The organism is Psychrobacter sp. GTC18467, from assembly GCF_055397455.1.
In genome coordinates this window covers 2,471,645-2,488,122 of the sequence record NZ_AP038920.1, presented here as the reverse complement: position 1 = coordinate 2,488,122, position 16,478 = coordinate 2,471,645, and the positions used below count along the sequence as shown (strand labels likewise).

Genomic DNA, 16,478 nt, shown 5'->3' with positions numbered 1-16,478 from the left:
TTATACTCAAATTTATTGATTGAATTTGAAAGGTGTTATTTTACCATCAACGTTAATCATAACATTGAATTCATTAGGTCTTTTTGAGTTCGAGCTAGGGTATTTTAGATCAACTTTAATTGAAACATTTTTACCAGCCTCAAGCTCTTTTCTTGCAAAGTTTTCCATCCTCTTCCAGTCACCTCGATTCAATGTACTGGCTTGCGGTACCATATTTATTCTATCACCTGCACCGCCTAATGTACTTGCAATTAAATGTCCGCCATCGTCACCAGTAGCATTTTCTGCTTTACCTGCCTTTCTTTGCTGATTTTTGTTTCTATCCATCTTATTCAAAGATAGTTGACCTTCAACCTTATTCACTCGACCCACACTATCGGTGTGATAGCTATGTCCATTTGATAACTTATATTTCTTATTCGACTCAAATGTTGGCTTATTTATAGATTTATCCCAATTACCTTTTGAGCCTGCTGGGACATTTATTACAGGCTTAACGTCTTTACCCTTATTGGACATTTGAATAAGGGTAGCTCCTGATGCTTGGGTTGCTAAGCCTTTAGATTGTAAGGTATTAACTGATTGCTGCAAGACATTCTTCATAGCTTGCAAATCACCTGAAGCTTTTGCAGCTTTATAAGCAGTTTTTGCTCCGTCTCCTAAGATTGGTATTAAAGCTGCAGAGGCAAAGATATAATCCCCAAAGGTTTCTGCTTCATGAAACCCTTTGATGTCACCAACGATCGGAAGAAAATCTGTACCAATTAGAATGTATTTTTGATTTTTATTTACAAAGCTTCCAATAAGCCCCTCATTCATTTTTTTTGTTTCTTCAGCAAGCTCAGCATTAGACTTACGTTTCATCCCTACACGTAGGTCAGAATCATGATTATCCTCAACCGCCACTTTAGCGGTTTCACCCGAATTGACCGCATCAGTTATATTACCAGTGGTTGAACCAATAACAGCGCCTGTCAAGGTAGCAATATTACTAATAGTGTCCTTTTGCTCAGCGGTCAGATCACTTGGGTTATCCACTTCATAAACATACTTAGATAGTATTGTCGCTATTGCTTCTCCTGCCCCTGCAGACAACCCTCCTGTCAACGCATTGTTACCTGTAGCAGCACTCACCGCTGCCCCTAATATAGCATGGGCTAATAAGTGCTCTGGACTGTTAACACCAGCAAGTTCTGTACTTTGATTTTCTTTGTTTTGGGCTTCATTGTGTTTAAAGTATTGTCCAATTTGATAAGCAACTTGTGGGCTTATTGCCTTAGCCACATAACCTGTAGCGCCATTGGTATTTGGTCCATATAGCGCCCCTGTGATGCCATCAAACAATAAGGCTTTTTGTTGGACTTGATCCGCTTGTTGTAAAAGCATATCTCTTGCTTTGTAATTGCCTAATGCTTCTTGCAATTTAGCAGCATCTCGATATTTTTTCTCATTTTCATTAAGCTTCGTTTTAACTTTCCGCCGTTCTTGATCAAAGGCTTGGGTAATCTGCGTCTGCGCTGCCAGCTCCTCATTGATACGGTTGGCATCAAAGCTATTCTCAAGGATGCCTGCATACTCAGCACGGTTATCAGTCGTGATCCCACTATTTCCCGCAATTCCTGTGATACCTGAACGGGTGATACTGGTTTGATTATCACTGTCTGTGCCGTAGCCCAAACCATTCATGTTGGCTTGCGGTTTGCCTGTGGTGTTGCCTAGACTGAGACCAACTAAGAGGGCATCGCCTTTGTAGCTGCTGGTGTTCTCAATGTCTTGGGTGGTAATACCACCTTTGCTGACGTAATTGTTTAAACCCGCTTGTAGCGCCTTATCCGTGGTGGTAATCGCGCCGCCTATGAGCGTGGTTTTACCGTCAACAGTCAGATCAATACCGCCATCTTTGGTAAAGATGCCAGACTGCTCGCCTACCGCTTTATAGTCGGCGTTGATATTGGTTTTGCCGCCGTTGATGGATAGGCTTGAGCCTTTGCCGCCAGTCATGTCAAGATCAGCACTAAAGCCTGCATTCTTTTGATTACTGTTATAGGAGTAGGTGTCTTGTAGCGATTCGATGTTGACGTCGCCACGAATTTGACCTTGGGCACTACCGGTGTTGAATACGCCGCCTTTAATGTTGAGGTCACGACCAATGTCAAAGCTGCTGGTGCCGCCAACGTTGACTTGAGTGTTGGCATAAGTCACGGAGTCGCTGTTGGCATAACCTTTGCCGCGGCTGGCATTAGCGGTAATGCCGACACTGCCGCTAGTATCCGCAAACCCACCAATCGCGGCACTTGAGCTTGAGTTAGTGCTGCGGGTGCTACTGTTTTGGGCGACGCCATTGACGTTAAAGTCATTGTCCGCTTGGAAGAGGGCGTCGCTTGTGACATTTAGGTTGCTGCCATTGATGTTGATATTACTGTCGCGACCGCCTGTGGCAATCAGCGCAAGGTTATTGGTGGTGATGGTTGAGGCTTGGTTGACCTCGTTATAGCTTTTATTATTTGATTGGCTCTTTTGCGAGCCAAGGGTCGCTTGAATTCGGGTGTTGCCAACGCCGCTTAAATTGCCGTCAAGTAGGTCATATCCTGCGCTATCATTTTAGTTGGTGGTGACATCTTTGACGCTATCCATCGCTCAAGCGGTTTTAAAAAACCAGCAACCTTTTGATGTTGCTTTGGATAAAAATTGAGCTTTTAAGCTTACTTTTTCTCACGCTATCTACATGCTATATTGTTAAAATTAGCCTGTATTATACTTTTTTAATAAGTCGCTTAATGTTATTTCTTCATTTTTTAACTTATTAAATTCTTCTTCGGTAACTCTTACAAATTTTTCTCTACCTGCTAGTTCACCTGAAATAAAGCTTATTATATAGTTATCATCGTCTTGGATCAGACGATAAGATTTTGAATGGGGATTATTTGTTAATACGATATTAGAAATAGTATAGTAAGGATTTTTCATATTTAATTCCTAATTATCATTTCACTAAATTTAAGTTCATTATTTGACATATCTAGTACTCCCTCGATTGTTCCGTTTGCTGTTTTTCCGCCAGGAAGCCATTGGGAGTTTGCTCCTCCTTCGTTGCCTGAAGGGATTTTAATATTAAAACTACTCTGATTGTTAGGTATGTGATAAGCAACAGTGTCACTATTTGATAAATAGCCTTTAGGTAGACTCAGTTTTTGTTCTACATATTCTAAATTACCGCCAGATTCATTCATAAGCCTATCAAATTCAAGTTTTGGAAGAACAAATCCATCTTTAGCTCCTATAGTCCCGTATAAATTTACATTAGACTTACTTGTGAAGCGTACCGCGCCTTCGTTCCAAGATTCATTCCATTTACTAATATATTGTGGGTTCAAATAACTAGTAGGCTCTGGACGATAATCTTTAGATGTTTGATAGATATCAGTATATAAGTCGTCTATTGTAATACCGTTTTTCAAATCAACTTTATTTTGTGCCATTAACCCACGCATAACTTCTGAGTTTCTTACAACCGTTGGTTCGTCCCAAAAGAGCTCCCTTTGCATAGAATTATCTAAAGCATTGTTATCCGTATTAACATTATTCTCAATGCGTTGAGCATTATCAATATCAACTTTATTGCCGTTAGGTGTGTTTAATTTACCTACTAACTTTCCAGCCTGACCAACAGCAGCGCCACCTGCTGTACCAAGCATTTCACCTGCCCAATATAGACGTTGCGCTTCAGCGAATTCTTTTTCTGATATATAGCCAGCATCATAATAATTACCTTGTAGCCTTAAGAGTCTGTCGTAGTACATTTTCATTTTTGCAGAATCTATAGGTCCGACCTCATCACTTATAACGGAGTCATACATGTAGCCAGGTGCTTGCTTTAGACCTTCAAGAATGGTTCTTAAATCAGTTCCTATATTTGCGCCTTCGCCTGCACTAACATAACCAGCTTCCTGACCTTGCCTATACAACTGCTGAGCCAATTGATTGTCTACAGGAACTGCTATATTATTAACGTAGTCAATTACATTAAGATCTCCATCTTTATACGCTGTAAAGAGAGCGTTTAAGTTGATAAAAGGATCATTATACTTTTCTTTATTGAACGTAAACATTTCCCGCTTACCAGCTGTATTAGCTTCATCCCAAAGAAAATGGAAAGCTCTTCTTATAGGAGTGCCATCTGAGTAAGTGCCATCGGTTGGTAAGTCCTGCCAATCAATAGCCTTTGACCATTTATAGTCATGAAATCCAACCGCTGTTCTAAGCAGTTCTCTCTTTGCCTCTTCCTCTGTTAGTCCATACATACCTGCAAAGCGTTTGACACGGTCTTTATCTAAAATGAATTGGATTTCACTCGGATGCAACTGCCTATTATTCGCATCCACATTGACAGCAGTCATCGTACTTGACGTATCAAGTCCAGCGGCACTGCCTGCGCCTAGTAAAGTTAGACTAATGACGCCACTTGCTGTGCCATTAGCGATATCTTCACTCATGCCTTTGTCTATCAGTGCACCAGCTAGTTTAGCTTGTACATCGTTAAGCGTTGGCGCCGCGGCAGCAACGCCACCTGTCGTGAGTGCACCCTCTAAACTGCCCGTTCCCAAGGCACCAAGTGCCGTATGAGCAGCAACTCGATAAACACCGCCTTCATCCCATTTTTCAATCGCTACTAACTTTTCATTAACACTCAAACTAGGATCGGCTTTGATGGCATTAATGCGGTTTTGTGAGAACTCAGCTACCGCCTTTGGTGCTTCTTTGCCAAACTCTTGGGTAATCTGCGTCTGCGCTGCCAGCTCTTCATTCACACGATTGGCATCAAACCCATTCTCAAGGATGCCTGCATACTCAGCGCGGTTATCAGTCGTGATACCACTATTTCCCGCAATTCCTGTGATACCTGAACGGGTGATACTGGTTTGATTATCACTGTCTGTGCCATAGCCCAAACCATTCATGTTGGCTTGCGGTTTACCCGTGGTGTTGCCTAGACTGAGACCAACTAAGAGGGCATCGCCTTTATAGCGGCTGGTGTTCTCAATGTCTTGCGTGGTAATACCACCTTTGCTGACGTAATTGTTTAAACCCGCTTGTAGCGCTTTATCCGTGGTGGTAATCGCACCGCCTATGAGCGTGGTTTTACCGTCAACAATTAGATCAATACCGCCATCTTTGGTAAAGAGGCCAGACTGCTGACCCACCGCTTTATAGTCGGCGTTGATATTGGTTTTGCCGCCGTTGATGGATAGGCTTGAGCCTTTGCCTTTTAGATCAATGTCAGCCGAGAATCCTATGTTTTTTTGATTGCTGTCATAGGAGTAGGTGTCTTGTAGCGATTCGATGTTGACGTCGCCACGGATTTGGCCTTGGGCACTACCGGTGTTGAATACGCCGCCTTTAATGTTGAGGTCACGACCAATATCAAAGGTAGTAGTGCCACCAACGTTGATTTGGCTACCCGCATAAGTCACTGAGTCGCTGTTGGCATAACCTTTGCCGCGGCTGGCATTGGCGGTCATACCATAACTTACGCCTTGACCTGCATTGGTTGAGGCAAACGCGCCAATCGCGGCGCTTGAGCTTTTATTATTGCTACGGGTTTGACTGTTTTGGGCGACGCCATTAACGTTAAAGTCATTGTCTGCTTGGAAGAGGGCGTCGCTTGTGACGTTTAGATTACTGCCGTTGATATTAATGTTGCTATCAGTGCCAGCACCTGTGGCAATAAGGGCTAGGTTACCCGTGGTGATGGTTGAGGCTTGGTTGACCTCGCTATAGCTGCTTGATGTTGATTGACTCTTTTGGCTGCCAAGGGTCGCTTGAATTCGGGTGTTGCCAACACCGCTTAAATTACCGCTTTGTAGGGCGCTTGCTGCGCGATCAAGGTCTTTGGCTAAGGCTTTGGTTTTAAGTAGCCCAGCGGTACTTGCCAAGCCTTTCATGCGAACGCTTTCGGTGTTTTTTGCCGCATCAATAAGGCTGCTGATGCTTTGAGCGTTGTCTATTAGGCTGTTTGAAACTGAGACGCTAAGACCGCTTTGTTTAGATTTGCTTTGGTTTTGGTTGGTATAGATATCTAAGGCGTTATCGATGTTAATACTCTTGGCACGAATGACGGTGTTGCCGCGATTGGGGTCGCTCATCACGTGATCGCTGTCAGTACCCATTCCGGTGATGAGGTTGCTGGGCTAAATGCTCAGACTAGGCTTTCTCACCTAATTATCAAGTAAACTAAACATTCTTTCTGGGGATATAAGACCAGTCATATGAAGAGCAGAAAGTAAGTCTGTCCTATCATCGTCGCCTTTCAAAACTTGCTGAATGAGGTGTTCGAAATCTTTAGATTCAATTTGAGCTAATAGTCTTTTTTTAACTATTTTTGATAACTCTTGTGCTACCTCGAAATCACTACAAAGTATGTATATTATAAGGTCTACTATAAACACTTCTACTCTTGAAAAACCGCATTCAAAATCATACATGACATAATCTAACAGCTTATCATAAGGTAAACTTGCTTCTGGTTTAGAAATTAAATGTGAATAAAAGCTATCAAATACACTATGCCTAATCTCTGTGAAACTTACTTTTTTCATAAACTTATCTTCCTGCATTCTTGGGTGTATATAAGTTACCACCGCTGTCTATAATATTGAGCTGTATGTTAGGATATCTTTGTTTAAACTGACTAATATTCATAGAGCAGCTAAGGCAAGGTGCTCTTTCAATGAATAAGTTAATAGCACCCTTTGTACTAGTACTTATTTAGCTGAGCTACAACACTATTCACAAGGTTTGTTCCAAATAATTTCATTCTCATACAATATAAGAATGTTTTTATTGTAAACGTTATAAATTAAGTTTGAAACATATCTCAACTCCTCACCTTTCGACTTATTTTTTAGGTAAATTAGAAAATAACAAACAGGATTATAATCATCTATAAATATACCTATGTCTCTAAGCGAGTCGCAATATTTATCTACTTTATATATCAAGAAATGCTCATTTAAAAACAAAGCGTCTTTAGAAATCTCTTTATTAAGTAGTGTGGCTTTTTCACAGCTTAACTCAGTATAGCAAAACAAATTTATAGACATTTATTTCTCCTTGCGACCAAAGTCAATAACTCGACCTGTTTTGTCGATAATAATTAAATTACCCATGCCTCGAATTGGATAATTTCTAAACTGATCAACGACAGACTTAGTACTGGCATTGCTATCTACTAAAGTAACCACTATGTTTGGAGCCTGTCCTTTATCAACCTTGACCTTCGCTGCATCCCAAATATTTCTTATATTGGACGTACTTGGAGCCATGTTGTCATATATGTAACCATTGATTTTATAATCAGGATCCTTATTTCCTGATACTTTAGGATTTTGCTCAACATTATATCCATTCACAACTAATCTACTTGCTGATTCATTTTCTCTTACTATACTTCTATAGTGTGACTCGTCTCCTTTAGAAGGAAGATTAGCAGGTCGTCCCGTAAGTCTGCCTACAGGTGCGTTTTTAATCAAGGTAATTTGACCATCTACAGCGACCTTTCCAGTAACCGCATTACCCAAAGTATTGGTAACCAATCCTGTTCCTATAGCAAAATTTTCAGCTGTCTTATCGCTCGCGCCTGTAATTTTCGCAATCCCATAAGTACTCGCTGCAATAGGGCTAGATCCAATAGCTGCAAGAGCGTTAGCATCTCTGATATCTCTTTTTTGTATCTGTTTTGACTCTTCTTTAGATATGCCTATAAGTACATAGCTTTCCAAAAGTTTTGATTTTCTAAAATCCAATAAACGTCTTTATCTGAAATGTAATAGCTAAAGTCTCCATCTTTCGCTATCCAACTATCCTGAGAAACTGAACTTTCAGGACTTAAATCATAATCGGTATGTAAATATATTCGACGATCGAAGTTAATATAATATCTTGGAAGCCGTGATTTTATCTTATTAATTTCATAAAAAATATTATCTTCAATTTCATTATTTTGGGATAAGTTATATTCAAGATTAGAATAAATATAGTTTAAATGTTTTGAAGAGAAGCTATGATGCATAATTTCATTTAGATCAGAACGTTCTAGAGATATTGTATCTTTTAATGCTAAATATTGATAAAAATTATCTCTATTTAATTTGGATATACCGCCTCTTGAGGTTTTCAAACCATTTTTAAATACTTCTAAAGTAATAAAACCTTTATCGAGCAAAGCTTTAGCCTCAATTTCTTGATTTAACTGATAATTATATTTGTAATCTAAAACCCAATAGCTTTTATTGTTGCAAACGAAATAAGCGATAGCTCTTTCGTTTAGCCATAAGTCTTCAATTATTTCTTCACTTAATATAAACATTATTTTTTAAACTCCTTCAGATACTGCTCTTGAGTCAGAACTCTTGCCTTAGAAGAGTTTTCTTGAATCAAAGAATCCCAAATCTTTGGTAACTCTAGGGCTGTGCTGTTCCCAGATTTAGTAGGATCTACGATTTTAGGGGCATTAGGATCACTACCTACAGGTCTGTAGCGGGGATTTTGAGCAACAGCTTCTTTCATAATAAAATCATGCAAATCTTTATTTAACTCAAAAACTACAACATTACCTCCTGCTCTCTTTTTTGTAAGATAGTATGTTGCATGATCAGCTCCTTTTGTACTAACACATAATTGACCTGCGCAGCCTGAATTGATGCTTATAGTTCCATCACTGTTGACAGTTATACGGTTTTGACTAGTTTGCGTTCTCGATCCACCCCCTTCTATACGAAAATAGGTTTCTGTATTTTTAGCAACGTTAGTACTAGGTGTTGCAAACTTCCCAGCTTTTGTAACAGGCCGAACGCCGAAACCTACGCCACCCGTGCCAAGGACATCTATACCAAATTGCAGGGTTTGCGCCGCTTCATTAGATAATCCCAGTCCTTTTAACGTTTGAACGATCTGAGTTGGATCTTGCTTGCTTAAAGGTTTGCCAAAGTTTTTGGTGCCAGTGACTAGGTGGTCAGTAGAGCTGGTTAGACCCGCGGAGCCTGCTACTGTCGCAGCATAACATCCAATGCCAACGGTTTGACCACAAGCATAAACTGCACCGCCTACAGACCCTACGGCTCCTATAGCGCCACCACCAGCTTCTAAAGTTGGCTTGATATAACGGTTCAATATACTTTTATCTTTCGCATTAAATTTGTAAGATAAGCTATCAAAGTAAGTAATCACTAACTCAGGATTACTTTTTAGTTTAGCAAGGGTTTGACTTCTTAAGTTTCCGTACTCCGATTTGACATAGGGATTTTCAGCAAAATTTATCATTTTTTGGATAACGTCGTTGCAGTCACCGCCTGCAGTTTTGCATTTACCATCAAATGAGCTTTTTTGAAGGTTATATATTCTTTCTACCTCTTTTTTTGACGCTTTACGAATATTTTTGAGATCCGCATAGTAGTAATTATCCTCAACCGCAACCTTGTTTGTTTCAGCGGCATTGGCGGCATCACTGGCATTACCTGTCGTGGCACCAATAGTGGCACCGACTATACTGGTGATAGCGCTCACGGTATCTTTTTGTTCAGCGGTGAGCTCGCTAGGCTTGTCAGTGCCATACAGATATTTAGATAACAGGGGTGCGCTAGCTTCTCCTGCCCCTGCAGACAACCCTCCTGTCAGCGTATCATTTCCTGTGGCATAGCTTACCGCAGCCCCTAGTAGGGTGTGGGCGAGCAGATGAGCGGCGCTTCCTTGCTCTGATCGAGTACCGCCATCTATGCTATTGATGGCTTCGTTTGTCTTGAAATAAGTGCCAATTTGATTGGCGACATACGGACTTACGGCTTTTGCCACATATCCTGTTGCGCCATTACTGTTCGGGCCATAGATAGCGCCAGAGATAGCATCAAACAATAAGGCTTGATTTTGGACGTTATCCGCTTGTTCGATAAGCTGATCGCGAGCGGTGGTATTACCTAGCTGCCCTTGGTATTCTGCATCTTTACGCAGTTTTTGTTCTTTAGCATTAAGCTTCGTTTTAACCTTCCGCCGTTCTTGATCAAAGGCTTGGGTAATCTGCGTCTGCGCTGCCAGCTCCTCATTGACCCTTTGAACATCAAAGCTATTCTCAAGGATGCCTGCATACTCAGCACGGTTATCAGTCGTGATACCACTATTTCCCGCAATTCCTGTGATACCTGAACGGGTGATACTGGTTTGATTATCACTGTCTGTGCCATAGCCCAAACCATTCATGTTGGCTTGCGGTTTGCCCGTGGTGTTGCCTAGACTGAGACCAACTAAGAGGGCATCGCCTTTATAGCGGCTGGTGTTCTCAATGTCTTGCGTGGTAATACCACCAAGACTGGTGTAGTTATTACGTCCAGCCTGTTGTGCCGCTTCGGTGGTGGTAATCGCACCACCTATGAGCGTGGTTTTACCGTCAACAATTAGATCAATACCGCCATCTTTGGTAAAGAGGCCAGACTGCTGACCCACCGCTTTATAGTCGGCGTTGATATTGGTTTTGCCGCCGTTGATGGATAGGCTTGAGCCTTTGCCTTTTAGATCAATGTCAGCCGAGAATCCTATGTTTTTTTGATTGCTGTCATAGGAGTAGGTGTCTTGTAGCGATTCGATGTTGACGTCGCCACGGATTTGGCCTTGGGCACTACCGGTGTTGAATACGCCGCCTTTAATGTTGAGGTCACGACCAATATCAAAGGTAGTAGTGCCACCAACGTTGATTTGGCTACCCGCATAAGTCACTGAGTCGCTGTTGGCATAACCTTTGCCGCGGCTGGCGTTTGCAGTGATACCGACACCGTTTCCTGTAGACGCATAAGCACCAATCGCGGCACTTGAGCTTGAGTTAGTGCTGCGGGTTTGACTGTTTTGGGCGACGCCATTGACGTTGAAGTCATTGTCTGCTTGGAAGAGGGCGTCGCTTGTAACGTTTAGGTTGCTGCCATTGATGTTGATATTACTGCCTGTACCTGCGCCTGTGGCGATGAGCGCTAGGTTATTGGTTGTGATGGTTGAGGCTTGGTTGACCTCGTTATAGCTTGAGCTATTTGATTGACTCTTTTGGCTGCCAAGCGTGGCTTGAATTCGGGTGTTGCCAACGCCGTTTAAATTGCCGCTTTGTAGGGCGCTTGCTGCGCGATCAAGGTCTTTAGCTAAGGCTTTGGTTTTAAGTAGCCCAGCGGTACTTGCCAAGCCTTTCATGCGAACGCTTTCGGTGTTACCAGCAGCATCCACAAGCGCGTCAATACTCTTGACACTGTCAACAAGGCTGTTTGAAACTGAGACGCTAAGACCGCTTTGCTTAGATTGGCTTTGGTTTTGGTTGGTATAGATATCTAAGGCGTTATCGATGTTAATACTCTTGGCACGAACGACGGTGTTGCCGCGATTGGGGTCGCTCATCACGTTATCGCTGTCAGCGCCCATTGCCGCAATCAGGTTGCTTCCCGTCTGCTGATAGCTGCCGCCTGCCTTGATAATAACGTTGCCGTCAGGAGCAGCGATGTTGCTTGCGCTATGGGTAAGCGTGGTTTGGGCGTTGCTGTTATCTGTTTGCTGGCGGCCGAGGGTAAAGCCTATGCCGCTGTTAGCGCCGAACAGTCCTGATTTTTTGGTTTGATTAAACGCGCTTTCGCTTGAGGTGTTCTTTGCCGCTAAAATGTCAATGTTGCTGCCTGCGGTGAGGCTGGTGCCGCGATCACTGATGGCGTTGGTGCCAGTTAAGCTGATATTGTTACCCGCTTGCATGGCAACGGTATTGCCTTCTATATTGCTAGCAATGGCGTTGTCACTTTGATGCTCAAAGCTATTTTGGGTGGTCTTTTTACTAAAGACCCCTTTGTCTACGGTTTTGCTCGCCGTGCTTAGCTTTTGGGTGTGACGACCCTCAGTGAAGGTGATATTGCCGTCAGCAATAATACCAACTGCGCCTGTGTCACTGCTGATTTGAGTGGCTGTGCCGGTGACATTATTACCCGCTTTAACGATGATGTCACTGCTACCTGTAAGGTTGCTGCCAACATCACGGGTTTCGCCTTGCTTATAGTAGTTGTTGGTATCCCCAATACTATGGCTTTGATAGCCGACATTGACGGCGTTAAGAGCAACGTCCCCTTTGCTGTCAATCACGCTGCGGCCGCCTTGGTTGGTCAATTGAGCGCCGCTAAAAGTGGTGTTACCGCCAACGCTTGCGGCGAAAGTCGTCAATGGGTTACCATCAGTATCTGATTGACCCTTTAAGCCATCGCCAACATAAATACTGGCGATCTTAGCCATGCCCGTACGCGAGCCATTGCTGGCCCCTTTAACCGATTCGGTGCTATAGGTGAGGCTTTGGTGGTTAAAGTTGCCGCCAACGTTAAGCTGCATGGCGCTGCCAGCATGTAAAGCTGAGCTTAAGTTATTCAAATCGTTTTGAGTGCTGATTTGAACAACGTTGCCTTTGATAAGACCGCCATTGTCATTGGTGAGGTTGTTGGCCCTGATTTTAACCTGTTGATGACCGACGATATTGCCTTGGTTGCCAAGATTGCCCGTCAGCTGCAGATCAATACGGTCGGCAGCAATTAAGTTGCCAGAGCCATCAATTTGACCGACCGCTTGACGGGTGTAGACTTTAGGGACTAACACGCGCTGGATACTACCATCAGCTAAGGTGATATTTTGTTGTACCAACCAGACGATGTCAGTGGTGAGCCTTGCAACTTGTTCAGCGGTTAAGGCAATGCCAGGGCGTAGGTTTAGGGTCTGGGCGGCAAGAAGTCCTGAGTCCATCAATCCTTGAAATTGGGCGTCCTGATCGCGATAGTTTCCTAAATAATAGCGACCAGTGAGCATCATGATTTGATCACGGATGTACTGCTGCTCATAATAGCCATCGCCTAGGCGCTTTTGGGTGAGGTTGGGATCAAGTTGAAGCCGATCTAGCATGTAGCTTGATGACAGCCAGTTTTTATAGTTGGCAAAGGCAGGATCGGTTTCAATTAAATAACTGGCTTTGCTGTCAGGATTGATGCCGTACAGACTGCTGTTTGGTAAAGTCGGCGCATCGCTGCTACTGCGAATCTCATCGGTTGGCGCTTTAGTAATTTGTTGGCTGACCGCATTTTCGACATCATGAGCAATGACGGTTTTATCTAGGTTTTGATTTAAGATCGGTAGCTGATAAGTGTTTACGACTTTACTCTCATCAGCTACCGTATAAGGTCCCTTCTGATAAGTATAAGGACGTTTACTAAAAGGGTTGTCAGGTCTGGTTTTATCTTCAGTTTTGAAGGTGTAAGAAACACTATTGACGTGTTTTACGGTTTCATTGCCCCTAGAGCCTACGTTTTGAAAGCCAAAACGAGAGGTTTGAGTCGGATCATCTTTTAGACTTAACGTGAGACCATCAACCACTAAACTATGATCATTAATAGCGTAATTTGAATCAATACTTAGATTGCCACCGGCTCTGATTAAGCTGGCATCACTGCTAAGTGTTTCATCTTTATAAAATTCGGCGTCGAATTCAAACTTTTCATAGTTGTTATAATCACCATCCGCTGTTCTTAATGTTTGCTCCCAATCATCATTCCAGCCGTGGATATAAATTTCGATATCATCTTTATTATATCTCGTGGTTTGATTTTCAGGTGAGTACTCAACGACCTTATCGCTACGAACAAAAACGGTTTCTTTTTCAAAGTCGGCATTCACATTATGAAGGACATCGGTGCTGATGGTCATATCACCGACAGATTCAATAGAAGCGCCTTTATTGGTGACGGTAGCGGCGCGGCCTGTCGCCTGCATATTGGCATCTAAGCTGCCACCAATATGCAGATCACCATTACTAAGCAGTCGCGCTTGACCATTAAAATCGGTATTAAACTGACCCGCGCGTGCCTCATTGGGATTGTTATTTAGGGTAGTGACGCCGATATCAAGACGCGCTCTTGCCGCAATGATGGGGGCCATCTGCTTGCTATCGGGCGTGTTGTTTAGGCTGGCGGCTGCTATGGCGACATGATCGCCGTAGATACGGCCGCGGCTGCTGTTATTGACGTTATTATCGGCTTTTAGATACGTATTGATGCCATTAATCAGTCCCTGATTGTTAATATCGGTTTTTGCGGTTAAGACCGTGGCGCCATTACTGATAAGCTCAGCGCCTTTTTGATTGTCAATACGCTTTGCTTGAACGGTCAGCCCATTTTGCCCAGATAATTTGCCGCTGTTGCTAAAGCGGCCTTGCGTCGTTAAGGTAAGATTGCCTGCTTGAATATCATCACTGCTACTATTGATGGCGATATCATCAAAGACGTTGATGTCAACGCGGTTCACGCCGATGATCGTGCCATCAGTATTGCTCAAGCCTTGAGCGTTAATCGTTAGATTTTTATCGCTTTGAATACGACCTTTAGTGTTGGTCAGGTTGCCACGGTTATCAAGGGTGATATTTTCTTGACTGCTAAGCACGCCTTTTGTGTTATCAAACGCTAAGCTTTGCGTGGTTATGGTGCCGTTAGCTTGTATGGAGCCTTGGGTGTTATCAATCTGATTGTGCGCGTTAAGAGCAATATTACCTAAAGCTGCTATAGTGCCTTGGTTGTTGTTCATTTGATCGGCTGAGGTAATGGCAATATCTTTAGTCGCTATAATCTGACCATTTTGGTTATCAAAGGTTGCCAACTGCCAATCGATGTTCTCAAGCTGCAAACGGCTGTCGGTATTGGTGAAACTGCCATGATTAGCCATATCTAAGCGATTGACGGCTAAGCTTGATTTGCCTTGATTGGCCACGGTGTTGGCAGCAAGGTTAATGTTGCTATTGGCATATAAACGGCCGGTATTGGTAAAGCTTTGGGTGTTAATACGGCCATCTTGAGTGATTATAGGAAGCGGTTCAGGCGCAGACGTAGGATCAGAGGGCGCACTACCGGTCATGGTATCAACCGTACTGCCATTGTTCGCTGTTGTTGGCGGCGTTTTGGTAGGGATGATGGTGGGCGGGATACTGGCGTCAGCATATAAATTTTGACCGATAATGCCGCCTTGTTGATTCATTAAGGCGCTGGTATTAATCGCCAACTGACCACGGCCCGTTTGCAGTAATTCACCGCTATTGTTTAGGCGGTTAGCCTTGATATCAAAGCTACCAGATGAGATCTCACCTAGGTTATCGATAGTGCCAGTTTGCTGCAAGCTTAAGGCGCTATGGCTACTGATCACGCCGCTGTTAGTTAAGGTACTGCTATTTAGCGCGGCGGCATCACGAGCGCTGGCAATTGTTCCTAAGTTATTAATGCTAAAGCCTTTAGTTGCGATATCAACCTTACCTTGGTTGGCAATCAGGCTTCCTGAATTGGTCAAGTTGCCATGACTGTCAAGCTTTAAGCTGCCTGTGCTTGCAACGATGCTACCGGCGTTGGTGACGCCCAGGCCTTTATCGGTGCCAATCAGTCGTATTTTTCCGGCATACATGCCGCCAAGCGCTGAGACGTCTAAGGCGGCGCCGGTGGCTTGATTGTCAAGGTTGGCCGCGCTTTTTGGGGTGATAACCGTGGCTGCAGCATCAGGCTCATAGCTGACTTTATTGCTACCGGTGATGACATCTAAATTGTTGGCATAAATCGCAGCATTAATTTCAGAGGTTTTAGCGATGATTTGGGTGTAGTTAGAGCCAGTAGTGTCTAATCCGTTGCCATCAATACGAACCTTACCGCCTGTTACGTCAAAGCCGGTAAGTTTGCCTTGATCCATCAAAGCATTACCGGTGGTGAGTGTGGTTCGCGCAGCATTGATAAATCCGCAACCTGAGCAGCTGATTCCTGCAGGGTTGGCAATCACAAGCTCAGCGTTGCCGCCTGCAATTTCGGTATAGCCGGTAAGACGGCTTGGGTCACTTGAGTTGACTTCATTTAAAATAACGCGGGCTTCACCACGAGCAAGGTAGGGGTTGCCCTCAATCCATCCGGCAAGCTGGGTTTGGGCGTTTTTTCGGCTGTTGTTGATGATGGCGCCATCAGAGCCGACATCAAATTGACTAAAGACGTTACGCGATACCCCAGCGGCGCTAGGGTTTTGAATATTAATTTGCGTGGTGCCATTTGCGGCGCTTAGAATTACTGCTTGCTGATTGGCCAAAGCTTGACGATCGGCGATGATGGTTGTGGTATCGGCATGGGCGTTTTGACTGATTCCGGTACTGCTTACCACGAGGGTGGCAAGCCCTAAGGCAAGTAATAGTTGCGCGCGCAGCGTTATCAATCGACCGCCGCGATAGTGGCTATTGGTTTGGGGAGCACCTGCTACTTGGCTTATGTTACTACCACCTTGAGCAGGATTTCTTGTTTTTCCTTGAGCGCGCGCTGTTTCTGAAACCACCATGAGCATTCCACGTGCTTTATTAAAGATAACTCGGTAGCATTGAGCGTTCATGGAGATGTCCTTTAGGGAAAACGGCTTTAATGAGAAGC

Annotated in this window: 8 protein-coding genes; all 8 read right to left on the bottom strand. The window is 43.6% G+C overall.

The window, feature by feature from the left end; all coding sequences use genetic code 11:
* Window positions 1-12 precede the first annotated feature (12 nt).
* Entirely contained in the window at window positions 13-2,541 is a 2,529-nt protein-coding gene (locus tag ACZ5XY_RS11005; RefSeq protein WP_464743879.1) for a DNA/RNA non-specific endonuclease, read from the bottom strand.
* Window positions 2,542-2,742: 201 nt separating this feature from the next.
* Window positions 2,743-2,967 carry a hypothetical protein gene (locus ACZ5XY_RS11000; protein ID WP_464741630.1) on the bottom strand — a complete coding sequence of 75 codons (225 nt, stop codon included), beginning with the start codon at window positions 2,965-2,967 and terminating at the stop codon, window positions 2,743-2,745.
* A 2-nt stretch (window positions 2,968-2,969) separates the two neighbouring features.
* The gene (locus ACZ5XY_RS10995; RefSeq protein ID WP_464741628.1) at window positions 2,970-6,143 is read right to left on the bottom strand and encodes a hemagglutinin repeat-containing protein; all 3,174 of its coding nucleotides are present in this window, start codon (window positions 6,141-6,143) and stop codon (window positions 2,970-2,972) included.
* Window positions 6,144-6,215: 72 nt separating this feature from the next.
* Window positions 6,216-6,596 (bottom strand): hypothetical protein, encoded by a 381-nt coding sequence (locus ACZ5XY_RS10990; protein WP_238060247.1) that lies wholly within the window; start codon window positions 6,594-6,596, stop codon window positions 6,216-6,218.
* 4 nt (window positions 6,597-6,600) lie between these two features.
* Window positions 6,601-6,729: a deaminase domain-containing protein gene (locus ACZ5XY_RS10985; protein ID WP_464743877.1), complete on the bottom strand. Its 129-nt coding sequence runs from the start codon at window positions 6,727-6,729 to the stop codon at window positions 6,601-6,603.
* A 371-nt stretch (window positions 6,730-7,100) separates the two neighbouring features.
* On the bottom strand, window positions 7,101-7,802 hold the full coding sequence (locus ACZ5XY_RS10980) for a CdiA C-terminal domain-containing protein (protein WP_464741626.1): 702 nt from the start codon (window positions 7,800-7,802) through the stop codon (window positions 7,101-7,103).
* The gene (locus ACZ5XY_RS10975; RefSeq protein ID WP_464741624.1) at window positions 7,757-8,365 is read right to left on the bottom strand and encodes a hypothetical protein; all 609 of its coding nucleotides are present in this window, start codon (window positions 8,363-8,365) and stop codon (window positions 7,757-7,759) included. Before ACZ5XY_RS10975 ends, ACZ5XY_RS10980 begins: the two co-directional genes overlap by 46 nt.
* Window positions 8,365-16,440, bottom strand: coding sequence for a two-partner secretion domain-containing protein (locus ACZ5XY_RS10970; protein ID WP_464741622.1), 8,076 nt, complete (start codon window positions 16,438-16,440; stop codon window positions 8,365-8,367). The genes ACZ5XY_RS10975 and ACZ5XY_RS10970 overlap by 1 nt, the downstream gene beginning before the upstream one ends.
* Between the last annotated feature and the right edge of the window lie 38 nt (window positions 16,441-16,478).

Bases quoted from the DNA above. Each gene is read 5' to 3' on its own strand.
- ACZ5XY_RS11000 (WP_464741630.1), bottom strand. From the start codon at position 2,967: ATGAAAAATCCTTACTATACTATTTCTAATATCGTATTAACAAATAAT.
- ACZ5XY_RS10995 (WP_464741628.1), bottom strand. From the start codon at position 6,143: ATGAGCGACCCCAATCGCGGCAACACCGTCATTCGTGCCAAGAGTATT.
- ACZ5XY_RS10990 (WP_238060247.1), bottom strand. From the start codon at position 6,596: ATGAAAAAAGTAAGTTTCACAGAGATTAGGCATAGTGTATTTGATAGC.
- ACZ5XY_RS10975 (WP_464741624.1), bottom strand. From the start codon at position 8,365: ATGTTTATATTAAGTGAAGAAATAATTGAAGACTTATGGCTAAACGAA.
- ACZ5XY_RS10970 (WP_464741622.1), bottom strand. From the start codon at position 16,440: ATGAACGCTCAATGCTACCGAGTTATCTTTAATAAAGCACGTGGAATG.